Here is a 15,403-nt window from a genome sequence, read left to right as displayed (position 1 = left end):
TGCACGATCACACGGTGAAGTTCACCCGAGAAGACATCGACACCCAGGAACTCGACCGGCGCCGGGCGCTCTACGGCCCGCTCACCGCGGCGGTCCGCGAACTCGTCGACGCCACCATTCGCACCGAGGTCGACGAGGCGGTGATCCGCGAGGTGGAGGCGACAATCGTCGCCGCCACCGCGAAGCTGCGCGCGACACAGATCGACGGCGGGTTCGGGATGCGGTTCACCGCCGACGGCGAGTCGATCGCCTGGGGCAACGCGGGGATCGGCCTGCGGAACGCGATCGCTCCCCCGCTGGTCATCGAGTCCGACGACGGCGGCCTGCACTGGACCGAGGTCACCCTGGGCGCCGCCTACGAGGGCCCACCGGGGCTGGTGCACGGCGGGATCTGCGCACTGGTGATGGATCACCTGCTCGGCACCACCGCCAGTTCGATCGAGCCGCGGTTCACCGGCACCCTCACGCTGCGGTACCGGCGCGGCACCCCACTCGGACCGCTGCGCGCCGAGGCCCGGATCGATCGCAACGAGGGCCGCAAGACCATCGTCGTCGGAACCCTCTCGGACGCCATGGGCGTCACCGTCGAGGCCGAGGGGATCTTCATCGGTCCTGCAACGCAGAACTGAGGTCGCACCTCGACACCGCCCACCGGCAACGCCGACCGGAGGTGTCACGGCCGCGGCTCATGCGGTGGTGATCATTAGCGGCGTGTCTCGGCTCCTGAATACACGAAATGCCCTGAACCGCGCAGCATCACGATCACACTCCACCGAGGTGCCGGTACAACGTACTTCGGGCAACTCCGAGCACTTCGGCGATCTCGGGCATGGGGACGCCGTCAGCCCGCATCCTGTTGGCCTGTCGCTTCTTTGCGGCGGTGAGCGCGGCCGGGCGGCCCCCCACTCGGCCGCGCTCGCGGGCGGCAGCGAGGCCAGCGACAGTTCGCTCTCGGATGAGGCTGCGCTCGAAATCGGCGAGCGCACCAAAGATGTGGAAGATCAGCTTCCCGCCGGCGGTCGAAGTGTCGATAGCCTCGGCCAGCGGGCGGAACGCCACCCCGCGCTGCTCGAGCTCGGTGACGGTCTCGATCAGATGCGGGAGGCTGCGGCCTAGGCGGTCGAGCCGCCACACGACGAGAATGTCGCCCGGCCGGAGCGCGTCCATCACGGCGGCAAGCTCCGGCCGGTCGGTCTTCGCGCCGGAGGCGGTGTCAGTCCAGACTCGGAAACACCCGGCGGCGCTGAGAGCGTCCGTCTGGAGGTCAAGGTTCTGGTCGGCGGTCGAGGCCCGGGCTTAACCCAACAGTGCGCTCACGGCCGTGAGTGTCCCAGAACTCACCGACAGCACCAGGTTTCGGGACACCAGCATTGAGACAGGTTTTTGGGACACGTGAGGCGCTGGTCGCTCGTCGCCACTCCCCTGTGACCTTCAGTGAAAAGTGGCGGGATTCTTCCAGGGGATGCCGTCAGGAGGCTGGCGGGTACGGCATCTGGCTACAAGTCGATGTCCACGCGAATCGAGCGTCCGATCTGCGGGAAGGCCCGCTGAGCGCAGTCAGTCCGCTCGCAGATCTTGCAGCCTGTACCGATCGGGACTGGGAGCAACTGGCTCGTCGAGGCGCAGTCCCCGTGCATAGACGAGCCGGCCTGCATGGGTGATGTCGCAGCCGAGTCCGACGGCGAAGTTGCGCTTGAAGGTGCCGTACGGGCGGGTTCCGTCGTCCGTCGTGCGCGCGATCCCCACCGACAACAGTGCCTTGTCAATACGTATGGGATTACTGTTCAGCTCTGTCCGATTTGTACTACCGTTCCGCCCGTCGGCAGAGCGGCGCGAGGTTAACGCAGTGCCCTGGTCCAGCAGGGGCCTGAGCACCGCGTTCTGGGCCGCCGGCATCGCCGTCGACACCGCGGGCCTGAGCGCACGCACATCAGCCCGGTGGGACCGGTCGATGACCGACAAGCGCCGCGAGAGAAATCGCGGCCACCAACCGCGGTGTGCGATCGACCGCGACCTGATGAGGAAGGAACCCGCCGGTGGGCGCTGAAACCCCCGCACGACGGACCCGCTCGGCCCGCGAAGGCGCCGAGCAACTCGGTGTCTCACCGCGCAAGGTACGCAACAGAATGCCCGAGCCCCGGGCCGAGTACGAGGCACGTGCCGCCGAACGCCGCCGCCGGGTGCTGGAACTGCGCGCCGAGGGCCTCAAACTACGCGAGATCGCGGACGAGGTCGGCATAACGGTCGGCGGTGTGGGCACGATCCTGCACCGCGCCTACAAGGCCGAAGCCGAGCGACACACTCCCTCAATTGTTGAGCAGGTATTCGAACTCACACGTGAGGTGCAAGCCAAAATCCAAGAGGCGAAGACCCACGCGCCGCCGAGAACCTGATCTGCACGGCGCGGTGTGAGTTCTCGCGACAAAGGCGACAACAGTATGTGCCAAACCGAAACGCTCGCCGCTGGTGGCAACCCCAACGGCTGACCAGTGTGAGTCCTTCTCCAACTTCCGGGGTGTAGTTCACCCGAGGCCCCCCTTTTCTGGTTCCAGGGGCTATGCCCCGACCCGCAAGGTCTGGGCCACCGACGCATGCCCCCGCTCCGATATTCATCCCATCAATTTTCGGTAGGCAGCGGCGGATATGACCCCTACAGTCTCTGGCGCTGACCCGGCCCTAGCGCTTGGTCGTACCGGCAACGCTCTATCCGAGAGGTCCCCATGCGTAGTACCCGCGCCCGCCGTGCCGCGATGATCGGCACCGCGGCAGTCCTTCTGGTCGCGCCGTGCGTGGCCCTCGCCCAGGCCGAACCCACCCCACCGGCGCCCGCGTTGCCCGCGGACATGGTGGCCGCGATCCAACGCGACCTCGGACTCAACCCGGACCAGTACCTTCAGCAGGCCGAGACCGGGCAGGAGCTGCTGAGGTTCGCCGACACCCTCCGCGGCAAGTTCCCCACCGCGTTCGCCGGCGTGTGGCTCGATGCGGCCGGCGCGCCGTTGGTCGGTCTGGCCGACGGACCGGACAAGGCCGCCGCCCGCACCGCCGTCGAGGCCGCCGGCTATCAGGTCAAGGACCAGGCGCGCAGTGAGCAGGCCCTGTCCGGCCTACTCGGCCAGCTCAACACCTGGGTTCAGCAGTTGCCCGCACCGCTGGCCGGCCTCATCAACGGCACCGCGATCGACCCCGCCGCCAACGACATCGCACTCGAAGTCAAGGACACCGCCGAGGGCCAGGGCCTGCAGCTGCCCGACTTCCTCAACTTCGTGCACGTGGCGAAGGGCCCGGGCGGCTCGTCCGATCTGCCCGGGCTCGGCTCACTCGGCTCATCCGACCCCACCAAACCCACCGAACCGACCACCACCAAGCCGACCGAACCGACCACCACCACCACCAAGCCGACCACCAACCCCGTTGCCTCCACGGTCGCCCTCGACCCCATCACCGCGGCACCCGGCACCAATGAGTACACGCTGACGGCGAAGGTCACCCCCGCGGCAGCGGGCGGCACCGTCGAATTCAAGGACGGCACCACCGTTCTCGGCACCACACAGGTCAAGGCCGACGGCACCGCCACCAGGATTTGGTACCCCGAAACCAACGGCAAGCACACCATCACCGCCACCTTCTCCGGCCGCAACGGCGTCACCGGATCCACCACCACCGCGCAGGTCACCGTCGCACCCGCCGACAACAACCCCGTTGCCTCCACGACCACCCTCGACCCCATCAAGGGAGCCACCGTCGGCAAGGCGATCACGCTGAAGGCGAAGGTCACGCCCGCAGCTAAGGGTGGCACCGTCGCGTTCGAGGTAAACGAGGTCGGTAGAAACATCTCCAACGAAGTGCCGGTCGGCGCCGACGGCACCGCCACCCTGAAGTGGACCCCCGAGGTCGCCGGCAAGGCGACCGTCGACGCCACCTTCTCCGGCCGCGACGGCGTCGCCGGATCCACCACCACGGCGCAGGTCACCGTCGCAGAGGCCCCCAAGCCCACCACCACCACGGCCAAGCCGCCGGCCCCCGACGCCGTCATGGGTGGCCAGGGCTACCGGTCCGGCGAGACCGCCAGCGACCCCTGCTCGTTCGGTTTCAACGCCACCGACGGTGACGGCAAGCCGGTGAACATCACCGCCGGACACTGTGACCTCAGCCGCGGAGGCTCCCCGCGGGTGTTCGTGGGGGGAAGCTACGTCGGCGCTTTCGAGAAGGTCGTCTTCGAGGGCTTTGACTATGGGTTGATCAGGATCGACGACCGCCGTCGATTCGAGAACAACTTTGTTTCCACCTACGGCGGGGACCCGGTGCGGATCACCGGCACGGCAGATCCCGTGGTCGGGGCGCCGGTGTGCAAGTCCGGCCAAGTCACCGGCTTCACCTGCGGCAAGATCACCGCCGTCGACGTGTCCATGAATTCCGGTCCCCGAGGTGCCAGGGTGCCCAATGCCTTCGCCGCGCAGGTATGTTCGATCCCCGGTGACAGCGGCGGAGCCATTGTGACCGGTACCAAGGCGCTGGGCGTCACGGTCGCCGGCAGCGGCTGGGATTGTGACCCCTCCAAGCAGACGTACGGGCAGCCGATCAACTCGGTCCTCGCGGACAACCCTGGCCTGAAGGTCCGCACCAACTAGGTTGTGCCCCGAAGTGAGTTGATGGGGTGGCACCGCACGGTCGTCGCAACACTCTCGATTTGGGAGGTTGCGACGACCGGGTCGTTTTCGAGGAATGTGGCCGAGTTCGGTAACCGGTTGGCCTGATAGCCGTCATATCGCCCGTGTCCGCGCACCTGCGTGGGTCGCTGACCTGGGAAAGGGCTGCGAGATGGCGTGGCACCAGCAGTTCACGATGGCACCGACATGCCCGTCTACTTCTGCAACCCCGCCTCCCTTTGGCAGCTCGCCACCCACGAAAACGCCAATGGTCTTCTGCGTCAGCACTTCCGAAGGGCGCCGACCTGAGTGCCATGGTCCCGTAGTCCTCGAACACGTCGCCCGCCAACTCAACGCCGTCCACGCAAAACGCTCGACTGGAATATCCCAGCCGAGCGTCTGCGTGATCTGCTGACCCGCTAGTTGGTGCGGATCTTCAGACCGGGGTTCTCCTTGAGGATCTCCTTGATCGGTACCGAGATGGTGCTGAGGGAACCCCCGCACGGAATTGTGCTGCCGTTCAGGATGCCGAGTGCCTTGGTGCCGGTCAGTACGGGGCCACCGCTGTCGCCATGACCCGAACAGAGGTTCGCGCCGAAGGCGTTGTTCAATTTCGCCGATCCGAGGGTGCGGCGTTCGTTGATACGGGTGATTTTGCCGCAGGTGTAGCCGGTGCTTTTGCCGGACTTACACGCCGGAGCCCCGACCACGGGATCTGCCGTGCCGGTGATCGCGACCGGGGCCGAGCCGGGGGCGCGAACAAAGTTGTTCTCGAAGCGCTTAGCGACGTTGTCGTCGATCTTGATCACCGAGTAGTCACTGCCGTTCATGACTGTCTTGTCGAAGGTGCCGTAACGATTCTCGAAGCGATCGCCGATGACCTCGAATGCAATTGAGGCGTAAAGAGTGCCCGCTTCAGCTGCGTCCTTGTCGCAGTGTCCGGCGGAGATGTTCACCGCGTGGCCGGATGCGTCGGTGCCGTTGAAACCGAACGAGCAGAGGCTCTTGTCCCCGTTCTCGTTCTCGGTGCCGTATTCGTCGCCACCGAGGACCGCGTCGGCAGCCAGCGGCTTGGTGGGCTCGGTCGGCTTGGTGGTGGTGGGCATGGGAGTGGTGTTGTCGACCGTTGTGACGGTGACCTGCGCGGTGGTGGTGGATCCGGTGACGCCGTTGCGGCCGGAGAAGGTGGCGGTGATGGTGTGCTTGCCGTTGGTTTCGGGGTACCAAATCCTGGCGGCGGTGCCGTCGGCCTTGACCTGTGTGGTGCCGAGAACGGTGGTGCCGTCCTTGAATTCGACGGTGCCACCCGCTGCCACGGGGGTGACCTTCGCCGTCAACGTGTACTCATTGGTGCCCGGTGCCGCGGTGATGGGGTCGAGGGCGACCGCGGAGGCAACGGGGTTGGTGGTCGGCTTGGTGGTGGTGGTGGTCGGTTCGGTCGGCTTGGTAGTGGTCGGTTCAGTGGGCTTGGTGGTGGTCGGTTCGGTCGGCTTGGTAGTGGTCGGTTCAGTGGGCTTGGTGGTGGTGGGCTTGGTGGGGTCGGATGAGCCGAGTGAGCCGAGCCCGGGCATTTCGGACGAGCCGGCCGGTCCCTTCGCCACGTGCACGAAGTTGAGGAAGTCGGGCAGCTGCAGGGCCTGGCCCTCGGCGGTGTCCTTGACTTCGAGTGCGATGTCGTTGGCGGCGGGGTCGATCGCGGTGCCGTTGATGAGGCCGGCCAGCGGTGCGGGCAACTGCTGAACCCAGGTGTTGAGCTGGCCGAGTAGGCCGGACAGGGCCTGCTCACTGCGCGCCTGGTCCTTGACCTGATAGCCGGCGGCCTCGACGGCGGTGCGGGCGGCGGCCTTGTCCGGTCCGTCGGCCAGACCGACCAACGGCGCGCCGGCCGCATCGAGCCACACGCCGGCGAACGCGGTGGGGAACTTACCGCGGAGGGTGTCCGCGAACCTCAGCAGCTCCTGCCCCGTGTCTGCCTGCTCGAGGTACTGGGCGGGGTTGAGTCCGAGGTCGCGTTGGATCGCGGCCACCATGTCCGCGGGCAACGCGGGCGCCGGTGGGGTGGGTTCGGCCTGGGCGAGGGCCACGCACGGCGCGACCAGAAGGACTGCCGCGGTGCCGATCATCGCGGCACGGCGGGCGCGGGTACTACGCATGGGGACCTCTCGGATAGAGCGTTGCCGGTACGACCAAGCGCTGGGGCCGGGTCAGCGCCAGAGAATGTATTGGCAATGATTGCCATTGACTACCGAAAATTGATGGGATGAACATCGACTCAGCAGCGTGCGGCGGCACGGACCCGCGGCTCCGGGCATCATCCAGAAACGGAAAAGAGGCCGCGCACGCGAAAGTCTGCGTCCGAGGCCCCTTTTCGGGAATTCTGTGCGCCTAGTTGGTGCGGATCTTCAGGCCGGGGGTGGCACCGAGGACGTTGGTGATCGGTGTCGCGGTCACCTCGGGTGCTATGGCCCCGGGATTGCACGTCCCCTGGCTAGCCATGCTGGATTGGACCGCGATACCCAGGGCCTTGGTGCCGGTCAGCACGGCGCCGCCGCTGTCGCCGCCCAGTCCGCAGACGTATGCAGCAGATCCGGGTGCGCGGGTAGGCATCAGCCGCCCGGTCGCGAGCTCACGCGCGCGTCATGCAACCAAGAACCGTAGATACCCCTATGGGTATCATTGGAGGTGCCACATCCATCCAGAGGAGGACCCATGTGTTACCCGGTCACCTGTTCGACCTGCAAGAAGACGACCTGGGGAGGCTGCGGGGCGCACGTCGCAGGCGTCATGAAGGCGGTCCCCGCCTCCGAACGCTGCGTCTGCGAGGAGAAGCCCGCCCCGGCCGGGAAGTCAGGATTCTTCAGCCGACTCTTCGGCTGAAGGGACGGCACCACCGGGACTTGCCGGCACCGGTCGGAATCTCCTCGTAGACGGATTCGTGCCGTGACGCCCGCCTGCACCGCCCCTGGAATAGACCCCGAACCAGTACGGTTGGACTGTTAGCCCACCAGGACAAACAGATAGACGATTACCGCCGAGTAACATCTAGTCCGTCTACATCAGGCATTCCCAGAGAAGTGAGGCATTTCATGACTGAGCGCGTGCAGGTCGGTGGTCTTCAGGTCGCCAAGGTTCTCCACGATTTCGTGGGCACCGAGGCTCTCCCGGGTACCGGCGTAGACGCAGACGCGTTCTGGGCGGGTGCCGTCAAGGTCATCGAGGACCTCGCCCCGAAGAACAAGGCGCTGCTGGCCAAGCGCGACGACCTGCAGGCGCAGATCGATGCCTGGCACCGCGACCACTCCGGCCCGGCCTTCGACGCCGCCGAGTACAAGGCGTTCCTGCAGGAGATCGGCTACCTGCTGCCGACGCCCGCCCCGTTCAGCATCGAGACCGAGAACGTCGACGCGGAGATCGCGACGACCGCGGGCCCGCAGCTCGTCGTGCCGGTGCTCAACGCCCGGTTCGCGCTCAACGCCTCGAACGCCCGCTGGGGCTCGCTGTACGACGCGCTCTACGGCACCGACGCCATCTCGGAGGCGGACGGCGCCGAGAAGGGTAAGGGCTACAACAAGGTCCGCGGCGACAAGGTGATCGCCTGGGCCCGTGAGTTCCTCGACACCGCGGCGCCGCTCGCGGTGGGCAGCCACGCCGACTCCAAGCGCTACTGGATCGACGGCGCCGAGCTGAAGGTCGAGCTCACCGACGGCACCGTCACCACGCTCGCGCAGCCGGAGAAGTACGTCGGCTACCTCGGCGAGAAGGACGCGCCCACCTCCGTCCTGCTGCGCAACAACGGACTGCACGCGGAGATCCAGATCGACGCGAGCTCCCCCATCGGCCAGACCGACGCGGCCGGGGTCAAGGACGTCGTCCTCGAGTCCGCGCTCACCACGATCATGGACTTCGAGGACTCGGTCGCGGCCGTCGACGCCGACGACAAGGTTGTCGGCTACCGCAACTGGCTCGGCCTGAACCGCGGCGACCTCGCCGAGGAGATCAGCAAGGGCGGCAAGTCCTTCACTCGCACGCTCAACGACGACCGCACCTACACCGCGGCCGACGGCGGCGAGCTCACCCTGCACGGTCGTTCGCTGTTGTTCGTGCGCAACGTCGGACACCTGATGACCAACCCCGCGATCCTCGACGCCGACGGCAACGAGGTCCCCGAGGGCATCCTCGACGCGCTGATCACCAGCCTCTGCGCGGTGCACGGCCTGACCGTCAGCGAGGCCAACGGACCGCACAACAACAGCCGCACCGGCTCGGTCTACATCGTGAAGCCGAAGCAGCACGGCCCCGAAGAGGTCGCGTTCACCACCGAGCTGTTCGGTCGCGTCGAGCAGGTCCTCGGCCTGCCCGCGAACACGCTCAAGGTCGGCATCATGGACGAGGAGCGCCGCACCACGGTCAACCTGTCCGCGTGCATCAAGGAGGCCAGCGAGCGCGTGGTCTTCATCAACACCGGCTTCCTCGATCGCACGGGCGACGAGATCCACACCTCCATGGAGGCGGGCGCGATGGTGCGCAAGGCCGAGATGAAGAAGCAGAAGTGGATCGGCGCCTACGAGGACTGGAACGTCGACACCGGACTGGCCGCCGGCCTGCAGGGCAAGGCGCAGATCGGTAAGGGCATGTGGGCCATGACCGACCTGATGGCGGACATGCTCGAGCAGAAGATCGGTCACCCCCGCTCGGGCGCCAACACCGCGTGGGTCCCCTCGCCCACCGGCGCCACCCTGCACGCGACGCACTACCACCGCGTCGACGTCTTCGCCGTCCAGGACGAGCTCAAGGGCAAGCCCCGGGCAACGGTGGACGACATCCTGACCATTCCGCTCGCGCCGAGCACCGACTGGTCGGACGCGGAGAAGAAGGAGGAGCTGGACAACAACTGCCAGTCCATCCTCGGCTACGTGGTCCGCTGGATCGACGCGGGTGTCGGCTGCTCCAAGGTGCCGGACATCCACGACGTTGCGCTCATGGAAGACCGTGCCACCCTGCGTATCTCGAGCCAGCTGCTCGCGAACTGGCTGCGCCACGGCATCGTCACCGAGGCGGACATCGTGGCCAGCCTCGAGCGGATGGCGCCGGTCGTCGACCGCCAGAACGAGGGTGACGCCACCTATGTCCCGATGGCGCCGGACTTCGACACCAACATCGCCTGGCAGGCCGCCAAGGAGCTGATCCTCGAGGGCGCGTCGCAGCCGAGCGGCTACACCGAGCCGATCCTGCATCGCCGTCGGCGGGAGTACAAGGCCGCCAACGCCTGACGCGTAGCGACAGCATCGCGAAGCCGCCACCAGACCGATCCGGTCCGGTGGCGGCTTCGCCGCTTCCAGGGTGCCGCCGTCCGTAGACTGCGGAGGTACCGATGAGGCGGACCTGCGTGCCGTCACCGATCGACGACAAGGCGGACACAGGTGGGGCAGCATCGCGGCACACAGGGCACGAGGGGTGTGAGCAAGGGCCCGGTGATCGCGGTGGGAGCGGTCATCGCCGTCGTGCTCGCCGTCGTCGGCTGGTTCCAGCTCAGGGACCGGATCTCGGACCAGGGCACCCAGGCCGCCCAGATGTGCGTCGAGGGTCCCGCCGTCCTCGACGTGACCGCGGATCCCGACATCGCCCCGCAGATCCAGACCCTGGCAGACCGCTACGGCCAGACCACGCCGGTCGTGCGCGACCACTGCATCACCGTTGCCGTCACCCCCGCCACCTCGCAGACCGTGGTCGAGGCACTGACCGCGAGCGCAGGGAAAGACTGGTCCGGGCCCGGACCGGCACCGGCGCTGTGGATTCCACAGAGCACCCAGTCCATCGCGCAGCTCAGTGGGCAGACCGGCCTGATCGACGGCCAGCCGAAGTCACTCGCCACCTCGCCGGTGCTGCTGGCTGCCCCGGTCACGCTGGCCGAGGCCCTCAGCGCCTCGAAGGTCGGCTGGCAGGATCTCCCGCGCCTCCAGTCCGATCCGAACGCGCTGCCTGGGCTCGGGCTCCCCGGATGGGGCTCACTGAAGCTTGCCCTGCCGACCGGTCCCGGCTCGGATCCCTCCACCCAGGCCGCCGAGGCCGTCGCCGCGGCGGTGTCGGGTGCGGGCGCGGGTCCGGTCACCGAGGCACAGGCCGCGTCGCCGCCCGTCGTCTCGGCACTCTCCTCGCTCGCCGTCGGCTCCGCCGTCGCGTTCCCGTCTGCTCCCGACAAGCCCGCCGTGACAGCGGATGCGCTCGGCGCACTCGGCGCGCAGCACGACCCACGGACCGGCGCGCTGCACGCGGTTGCGGTCACCGAGCAGCAGCTGTACGCCGCCGAGCCGGACGCGAACGCGCTCACCGCCTTCCTTCCTGCCGGGGCCACACCGATGGCCGATCACCCCACGGCGATCATCTCCGCGGGCTGGGTTGACGAGGCACGCAACCGGGCGGCCGCGGAATTCTCGGACTACCTCCGCCGTCCCGAGCAGGCCGCGGTGATTCGCGACGCCGGTTTCCGAGTCGACGGCAAGTCGCCCTCGGCGGTGGGGGCGGTACCCTTCGCGCCCATCGACACACCGCTGCAGCCGGCCACCGGGCCGGTGGTGGACACGCTGACCCGAACACTCGCCAATCCCGCAGTCGCCCGCAGATCGACCGTCCTGCTGGACATCTCGGGTTCGATGAGCAACGTCGAGGGCGACGGGACGCGGCTGACGAACACGACCGCGGCGCTTACCGAGCAGCTGAACCGGACACCGGACTCCACCGATCTCGGGCTGTGGGTCTACTCCAAGAACCTCGACGGCGCCAAGGCATACAGGATCGCCGTCCCGACGGGGTCGCTGACCGACACCGTCGGCACCGGAACGCGGAGGCAGGCGATCGACACGGCGCTCGGGTCCCTGACCCCGGCGACCGCGACGTCCACCTACGCGGCGGTCGAGGCCGCCTACGCGGACGCGGTACAGGGCTACGGCGCGGACCGTCCGAACTCGGTGCTGCTGATCACCGACGGCCCGAACGACGACACGTCGATCACTGCCCGGCAACTACTGGCGAAAATCCGGGAGACCACCGTGGAGGGCAAGCCGGTCCGCATCGACGTCATCACGATCGGCGAGAACTCCGACGCCGACACCCTGCGGGCGCTCGCCGAGCAGACCGGGGGTTCGCTGACCGCCGTCGGGTCCACCCAGGGACCCGAGTTGGGCGCAGCGATCGGCCATGCGCTCGGCTGACGCCGGGCCGGCTGACCGCGGCGTCCCGCCTACCTCAGAGGCACCAGTTGATCTCGGCGGAGCCGGGCAGCGGGACGACAAAGCAGAACTGCAACGACCCTCCCCCGATGATGCGATCCTCGGCGGAGGCCGCCGGGGCGGCGAGGGCGGCGACTGACATCACGACGGCGGTTGCGGCGGCGGCTCTTGCGATGGTGGTGAACATTTGCCTGCACCTTCGGCTCGACTAGGGCGGCCGACGAGCCGCCCATACCCGTCCCATCGTCCTCCGGGCGGGTCGCGGCAGACAAGGACCCTTCGATCTCCTCACGACTGCGCGCGACCGCCCGGAGCCTGATCAGCCGCTGAAGGCCTCGATCGGCGGGCACGAGCACACCAGGTTCCGGTCGCCCGCGGCACCGTCGATCCGACGCACGGAGGGCCACACCTTGGCCCTGGCCTTGCCAAGCGGGAACACTGCGAGCTCGCGCGAGTACGGGTGGTCCCAGTCCGCCGCCAGGCAGCCCGCGGTGTGGGGCGCGCCGCGCAGCGGATTGTCGTCCACCGGCCACTCGCCCGCGCCGACCCGGTCGATCTCGCCGCGGATCGCGATCATCGCGTCACAGAACTGGTCGATCTCGTCCAGGTTCTCGCTCTCGGTCGGCTCGACCATCAGCGTGCCCGACACCGGGAAACTCATCGTCGGCGCGTGGAAGCCGTAGTCCGCCAGGCGCTTGGCGACGTCGTCGACCGTGACACCGGTTTCCTTGGTGAGCGGACGCAGATCGAGGATGCACTCGTGCGCGACCATGCCGTTCTCACCGGTGTAGAGCACCGGGAAGTACTCGTCCAGGCGGCGTGCGATGTAGTTCGCCGACGCGATCGCGGTGAGCGAGGCGCGCCGCAGGCCGGTCGCGCCCATCATCCGGATGTACGCCCAGGTGATCGGGAGGATCGACGCGCTGCCGTACGGCGCGGCCGACACCGGACCCGATCCGCCCAGTTCCGGCGCCATCGGGTGCCCGGGCAGGAACGGGGTCAGGTGCGAACGGACGCCGATCGGGCCGACGCCGGGGCCACCGCCGCCGTGCGGGATGCAGAAGGTCTTGTGCAGGTTCAGGTGGCTGACGTCGCCACCGAAGCGCCCGGGTCGGGCCAGGCCGACGAGCGCGTTGAGGTTCGCCCCGTCGACGTACACCTGTCCGCCTGCGTCGTGCACGGCCGCGCAGATGTCGGCGACCTCGTGCTCGTACACGCCGTGCGTGGACGGGTAGGTGATCATGATGGCCGCGAGCCGCTCGGCGTGGTCCGCGATCTTCGCCTTCAGGTCCGCCAGGTCGACGTCGCCATTGGGACGGCAGGCGACCACCTCGACCCGCATGCCGACCATCACGGCGGAGGCCGCATTGGTGCCGTGCGCGCTGGACGGGATCAGGCAGGTGTCGCGATGATCGTCGCCGCGGCTGAGGTGGTAGTTCCGGATGGCCAGCAGACCGGCGTACTCGCCCTGACTGCCTGCGTTCGGCTGCAGACTCACCGCGTCGTAGCCGGTGATCGCCGCCAGCCAGCCCTCCAGATCATGGATGATCCGCAGCATGCCCGGCGCGTCCGCCGTCGGCGCGAACGGGTGCAGGCCCGAGAACGCCGGCCAGGTGATGGGCTCCATCTCCGCGGTGGCGTTGAGCTTCATCGTGCAGGACCCGAGCGGGATCATGCTCCGGTCGAGGGCGATGTCCTTGTCCGAGAGCATCCGCAGGTAGCGCAGCATCGCGGTCTCGGTGCGGTGCTTGGTGAACGCGGGGTGTGTCAGGTAGTCCGAGGTGCGCACCATCTCGGCGGGCAGCGAGGACGTCGACGCGTCCGCCGCGGTGTCGGTCCGGACCCCGAAGGCGGCGAAGACCGACGCGAGGTGGGCCTCCGTGGTCGCCTCGTCGCAGGCGATGCCGACGTGGTCGGCGTCCACGAGGCGCAGGTTGACGTTCCAGCCCTTCGCCGTCTCGACGATCTCCGCCGCCCGTCCCGGGACGCGGGCGAGCACGGTGTCGAAGAACGACTCGTGCACGATCTCGACACCCTTCGACCGCAGGCCGGTCGCGAGGGCGACGGCGCGCCCGTTCACGCGCTCGGCGATCGCCTTGAGCCCGTCGGCACCGTGGTAGCTGGCGTACATGGCGGCGACGATGGCCAACAGCACCTGGGCGGTGCAGATGTTCGAGGTGGCCTTTTCCCGGCGAATGTGCTGCTCACGGGTCTGCAGCGCGAGCCGGTACGCCGGATCGCCGTCGGCGTCGACGGACATGCCGACGAGGCGGCCAGGCAGCTGACGCGCGTGCTTGGTGTGTACCGCCAGGTACCCGGCGTGCGGTCCGCCGAAGCCCATCGGAACACCGAACCGCTGCGTGGTGCCGAAACAGGCGTCCGCCCCGAGCTCACCGGGCGGGGTGAGCAGGGTCAGCGCCAGGAGGTCGGCGCCGACCGCGACCAGTCCGCCACGCTCGTGGGCGGCCGCGATGAGGTCCGTGTAGTCGACGACGCGACCCGAGGCGCCGGGCAGCTGGGCGAGCACACCGAAGAACTCGCCCTCGGGCAGGCCCTCGCTGAGATCGGCCTCCACCAGCTCGATGCCGAGCGGGGTCGCGCGGGTCTCGATCACGGCCCTGGTCTGCGGAAACAGGTCGGTATCGATGACGAAGCGCGGGGAACGGCTCTTGTTGGCCCGGCGCAGGAGCGTCATCGCCTCGGCGGCCGCGGTGCCCTCGTCGAGCATCGACGAGTTCGCGACCTCCATGCCGGTGAGGTCGGAGACCATGGTCTGGAAGTTGAGCAGTGCCTCGAGCCGGCCCTGGCTGATCTCCGGCTGATACGGCGTGTACGCGGTGTACCAGGCGGGATTCTCGAGCAGGTTCCGCACGAGCACGGGTGGGGTGAGGGTGTCGTAGTAGCCGAGACCGATCATCGAGGTCGCGACGGTGTTCCTGGCGGCAAGCGCGGAGAGCTCGGCCAACGCCTCGTGCTCTGTGAGCGCGGCGGGAAGGGCGCTCAGGCCGTCGCTGATCCCGTCGGTGACGGTGTCGAGGATGCTGGCGGGAACGGCCTTCCCGGCCATCTCGTCGAGGCTACCGACGCCGACGACGCTCAGAATCCGCTCGAGCTCGGCGGAATCGGGGCCGATGTGGCGATCGACAAATGAACGAGTACTGGCGTCTGACAAGGCAACTCCCGCGGCTGAAGGATCGTAGGCGCATTCGGCTCGACCCTGTCGGGCCGGGCGGAACGTTCCTCCCCCTCTGTCGCCTGCTCGTCGCCGCGAGCGCCTGAGAGATTGAGGGCCGCCTTCGTATGGGCCCCTTTCCCCGTGGGCGGGTGGGTGCTCCCACCGCTTTCCAGAGACGTCGTAGCCCGCACGGTCCTCGGTGCCTGAGAGATTGACGGGGAGGTATTGCTCCTTCGGCGTCCGGATCGTGCTCCGGAACTCTCCCATGCGGCGGCGACGTACCTCGAATTCTAGGCTACGTTCGACCCCTTGTGACCCCACGGGCCCGGCCACGGGGTGTGCCGCGCGCCACG

General features: G+C 68.1%; 13 protein-coding genes, 2 pseudogenes and 1 riboswitch. Of the genes and pseudogenes, 7 read left to right on the top strand and 8 right to left on the bottom strand.

The window, feature by feature from the left end; genetic code table 11:
- Window positions 1–14 precede the first annotated feature (14 nt).
- Window positions 15–629 carry a PaaI family thioesterase gene (locus ACWFRB_RS03565; protein WP_452639018.1) on the top strand — a complete coding sequence of 205 codons (615 nt, stop codon included), beginning with the start codon at window positions 15–17 and terminating at the stop codon, window positions 627–629.
- A gap of 133 nt (window positions 630–762) precedes the next feature.
- Here ACWFRB_RS03565 and ACWFRB_RS03560 read toward each other — a convergent pair whose 3' ends face one another.
- The 4 genes and pseudogenes from ACWFRB_RS03560 to ACWFRB_RS03545 all read right to left on the bottom strand — a co-directional run bounded on the left by ACWFRB_RS03560 (window position 763) and on the right by ACWFRB_RS03545 (window position 1,962).
- Window positions 763–852 carry a helix-turn-helix domain-containing protein gene (locus tag ACWFRB_RS03560; protein ID WP_452639016.1) on the bottom strand — a complete coding sequence of 30 codons (90 nt, stop codon included), beginning with the start codon at window positions 850–852 and terminating at the stop codon, window positions 763–765.
- 114 nt (window positions 853–966) lie between these two features.
- A pseudogene (locus tag ACWFRB_RS03555) lies at window positions 967–1,236 on the bottom strand (recombinase family protein); the annotation flags it as partial.
- 260 nt (window positions 1,237–1,496) lie between these two features.
- A complete protein-coding gene (locus tag ACWFRB_RS03550) occupies window positions 1,497–1,607 on the bottom strand; it encodes a short-chain fatty acyl-CoA regulator family protein (protein ID WP_452638878.1) in 111 nt (36 codons plus the stop codon).
- A complete protein-coding gene (locus tag ACWFRB_RS03545) occupies window positions 1,558–1,962 on the bottom strand; it encodes a short-chain fatty acyl-CoA regulator family protein (RefSeq protein WP_452638876.1) in 405 nt (134 codons plus the stop codon). The genes ACWFRB_RS03550 and ACWFRB_RS03545 overlap by 50 nt, the downstream gene beginning before the upstream one ends.
- Before the next feature lie 74 nt (window positions 1,963–2,036).
- On the opposite strand from ACWFRB_RS03545, the gene ACWFRB_RS03540 reads away from it, so the two are divergent.
- From ACWFRB_RS03540 to ACWFRB_RS03530, 3 genes and pseudogenes are all read left to right on the top strand, one after another.
- Window positions 2,037–2,393, top strand: coding sequence for a sigma factor-like helix-turn-helix DNA-binding protein (locus ACWFRB_RS03540; protein ID WP_452638875.1), 357 nt, complete (start codon window positions 2,037–2,039; stop codon window positions 2,391–2,393).
- 327 nt (window positions 2,394–2,720) lie between these two features.
- The gene (locus tag ACWFRB_RS03535; protein WP_452638873.1) at window positions 2,721–4,631 is read left to right on the top strand and encodes an Ig-like domain repeat protein; all 1,911 of its coding nucleotides are present in this window, start codon (window positions 2,721–2,723) and stop codon (window positions 4,629–4,631) included.
- 146 nt (window positions 4,632–4,777) lie between these two features.
- Window positions 4,778–5,072: pseudogene (locus ACWFRB_RS03530) on the top strand (IS30 family transposase); the annotation flags it as partial.
- Here ACWFRB_RS03530 and ACWFRB_RS03525 read toward each other — a convergent pair.
- Window positions 5,069–6,802: an Ig-like domain repeat protein gene (locus ACWFRB_RS03525; protein ID WP_452638871.1), complete on the bottom strand. Its 1,734-nt coding sequence runs from the start codon at window positions 6,800–6,802 to the stop codon at window positions 5,069–5,071. The pseudogene ACWFRB_RS03530 and the gene ACWFRB_RS03525 sit on opposite strands and share 4 nt — an antisense overlap.
- 232 nt (window positions 6,803–7,034) lie before the next feature.
- Entirely contained in the window at window positions 7,035–7,256 is a 222-nt protein-coding gene (locus ACWFRB_RS03520; RefSeq protein WP_452638869.1) for a hypothetical protein, read from the bottom strand.
- 102 nt (window positions 7,257–7,358) lie between these two features.
- On the opposite strand from ACWFRB_RS03520, the gene ACWFRB_RS03515 reads away from it, so the two are divergent.
- The 3 genes from ACWFRB_RS03515 to ACWFRB_RS03505 all read left to right on the top strand — a co-directional run bounded on the left by ACWFRB_RS03515 (window position 7,359) and on the right by ACWFRB_RS03505 (window position 11,857).
- On the top strand, window positions 7,359–7,526 hold the full coding sequence (locus ACWFRB_RS03515) for a hypothetical protein (protein ID WP_452638868.1): 168 nt from the start codon (window positions 7,359–7,361) through the stop codon (window positions 7,524–7,526).
- Window positions 7,527–7,735: 209 nt separating this feature from the next.
- On the top strand, window positions 7,736–9,919 hold the full coding sequence (locus ACWFRB_RS03510) for a malate synthase G (protein WP_452638867.1): 2,184 nt from the start codon (window positions 7,736–7,738) through the stop codon (window positions 9,917–9,919).
- A gap of 150 nt (window positions 9,920–10,069) precedes the next feature.
- Window positions 10,070–11,857: a substrate-binding domain-containing protein gene (locus ACWFRB_RS03505; protein ID WP_452638866.1), complete on the top strand. Its 1,788-nt coding sequence runs from the start codon at window positions 10,070–10,072 to the stop codon at window positions 11,855–11,857.
- A gap of 34 nt (window positions 11,858–11,891) precedes the next feature.
- Here ACWFRB_RS03505 and ACWFRB_RS03500 read toward each other — a convergent pair whose 3' ends face one another.
- Window positions 11,892–12,062, bottom strand: coding sequence for a hypothetical protein (locus tag ACWFRB_RS03500; protein ID WP_169310496.1), 171 nt, complete (start codon window positions 12,060–12,062; stop codon window positions 11,892–11,894).
- A gap of 132 nt (window positions 12,063–12,194) precedes the next feature.
- The gene (gene gcvP, locus ACWFRB_RS03495) at window positions 12,195–15,047 is read right to left on the bottom strand and encodes an aminomethyl-transferring glycine dehydrogenase (protein ID WP_452638865.1); all 2,853 of its coding nucleotides are present in this window, start codon (window positions 15,045–15,047) and stop codon (window positions 12,195–12,197) included.
- Window positions 15,048–15,230: 183 nt separating this feature from the next.
- Window positions 15,231–15,326, bottom strand: a riboswitch (glycine riboswitch).
- Window positions 15,327–15,403: the final 77 nt, after the last annotated feature.

This window comes from Rhodococcus sp. NPDC055112 (assembly GCF_053607505.1).
This window is presented reverse-complemented; position numbering and strand designations above follow the sequence as displayed.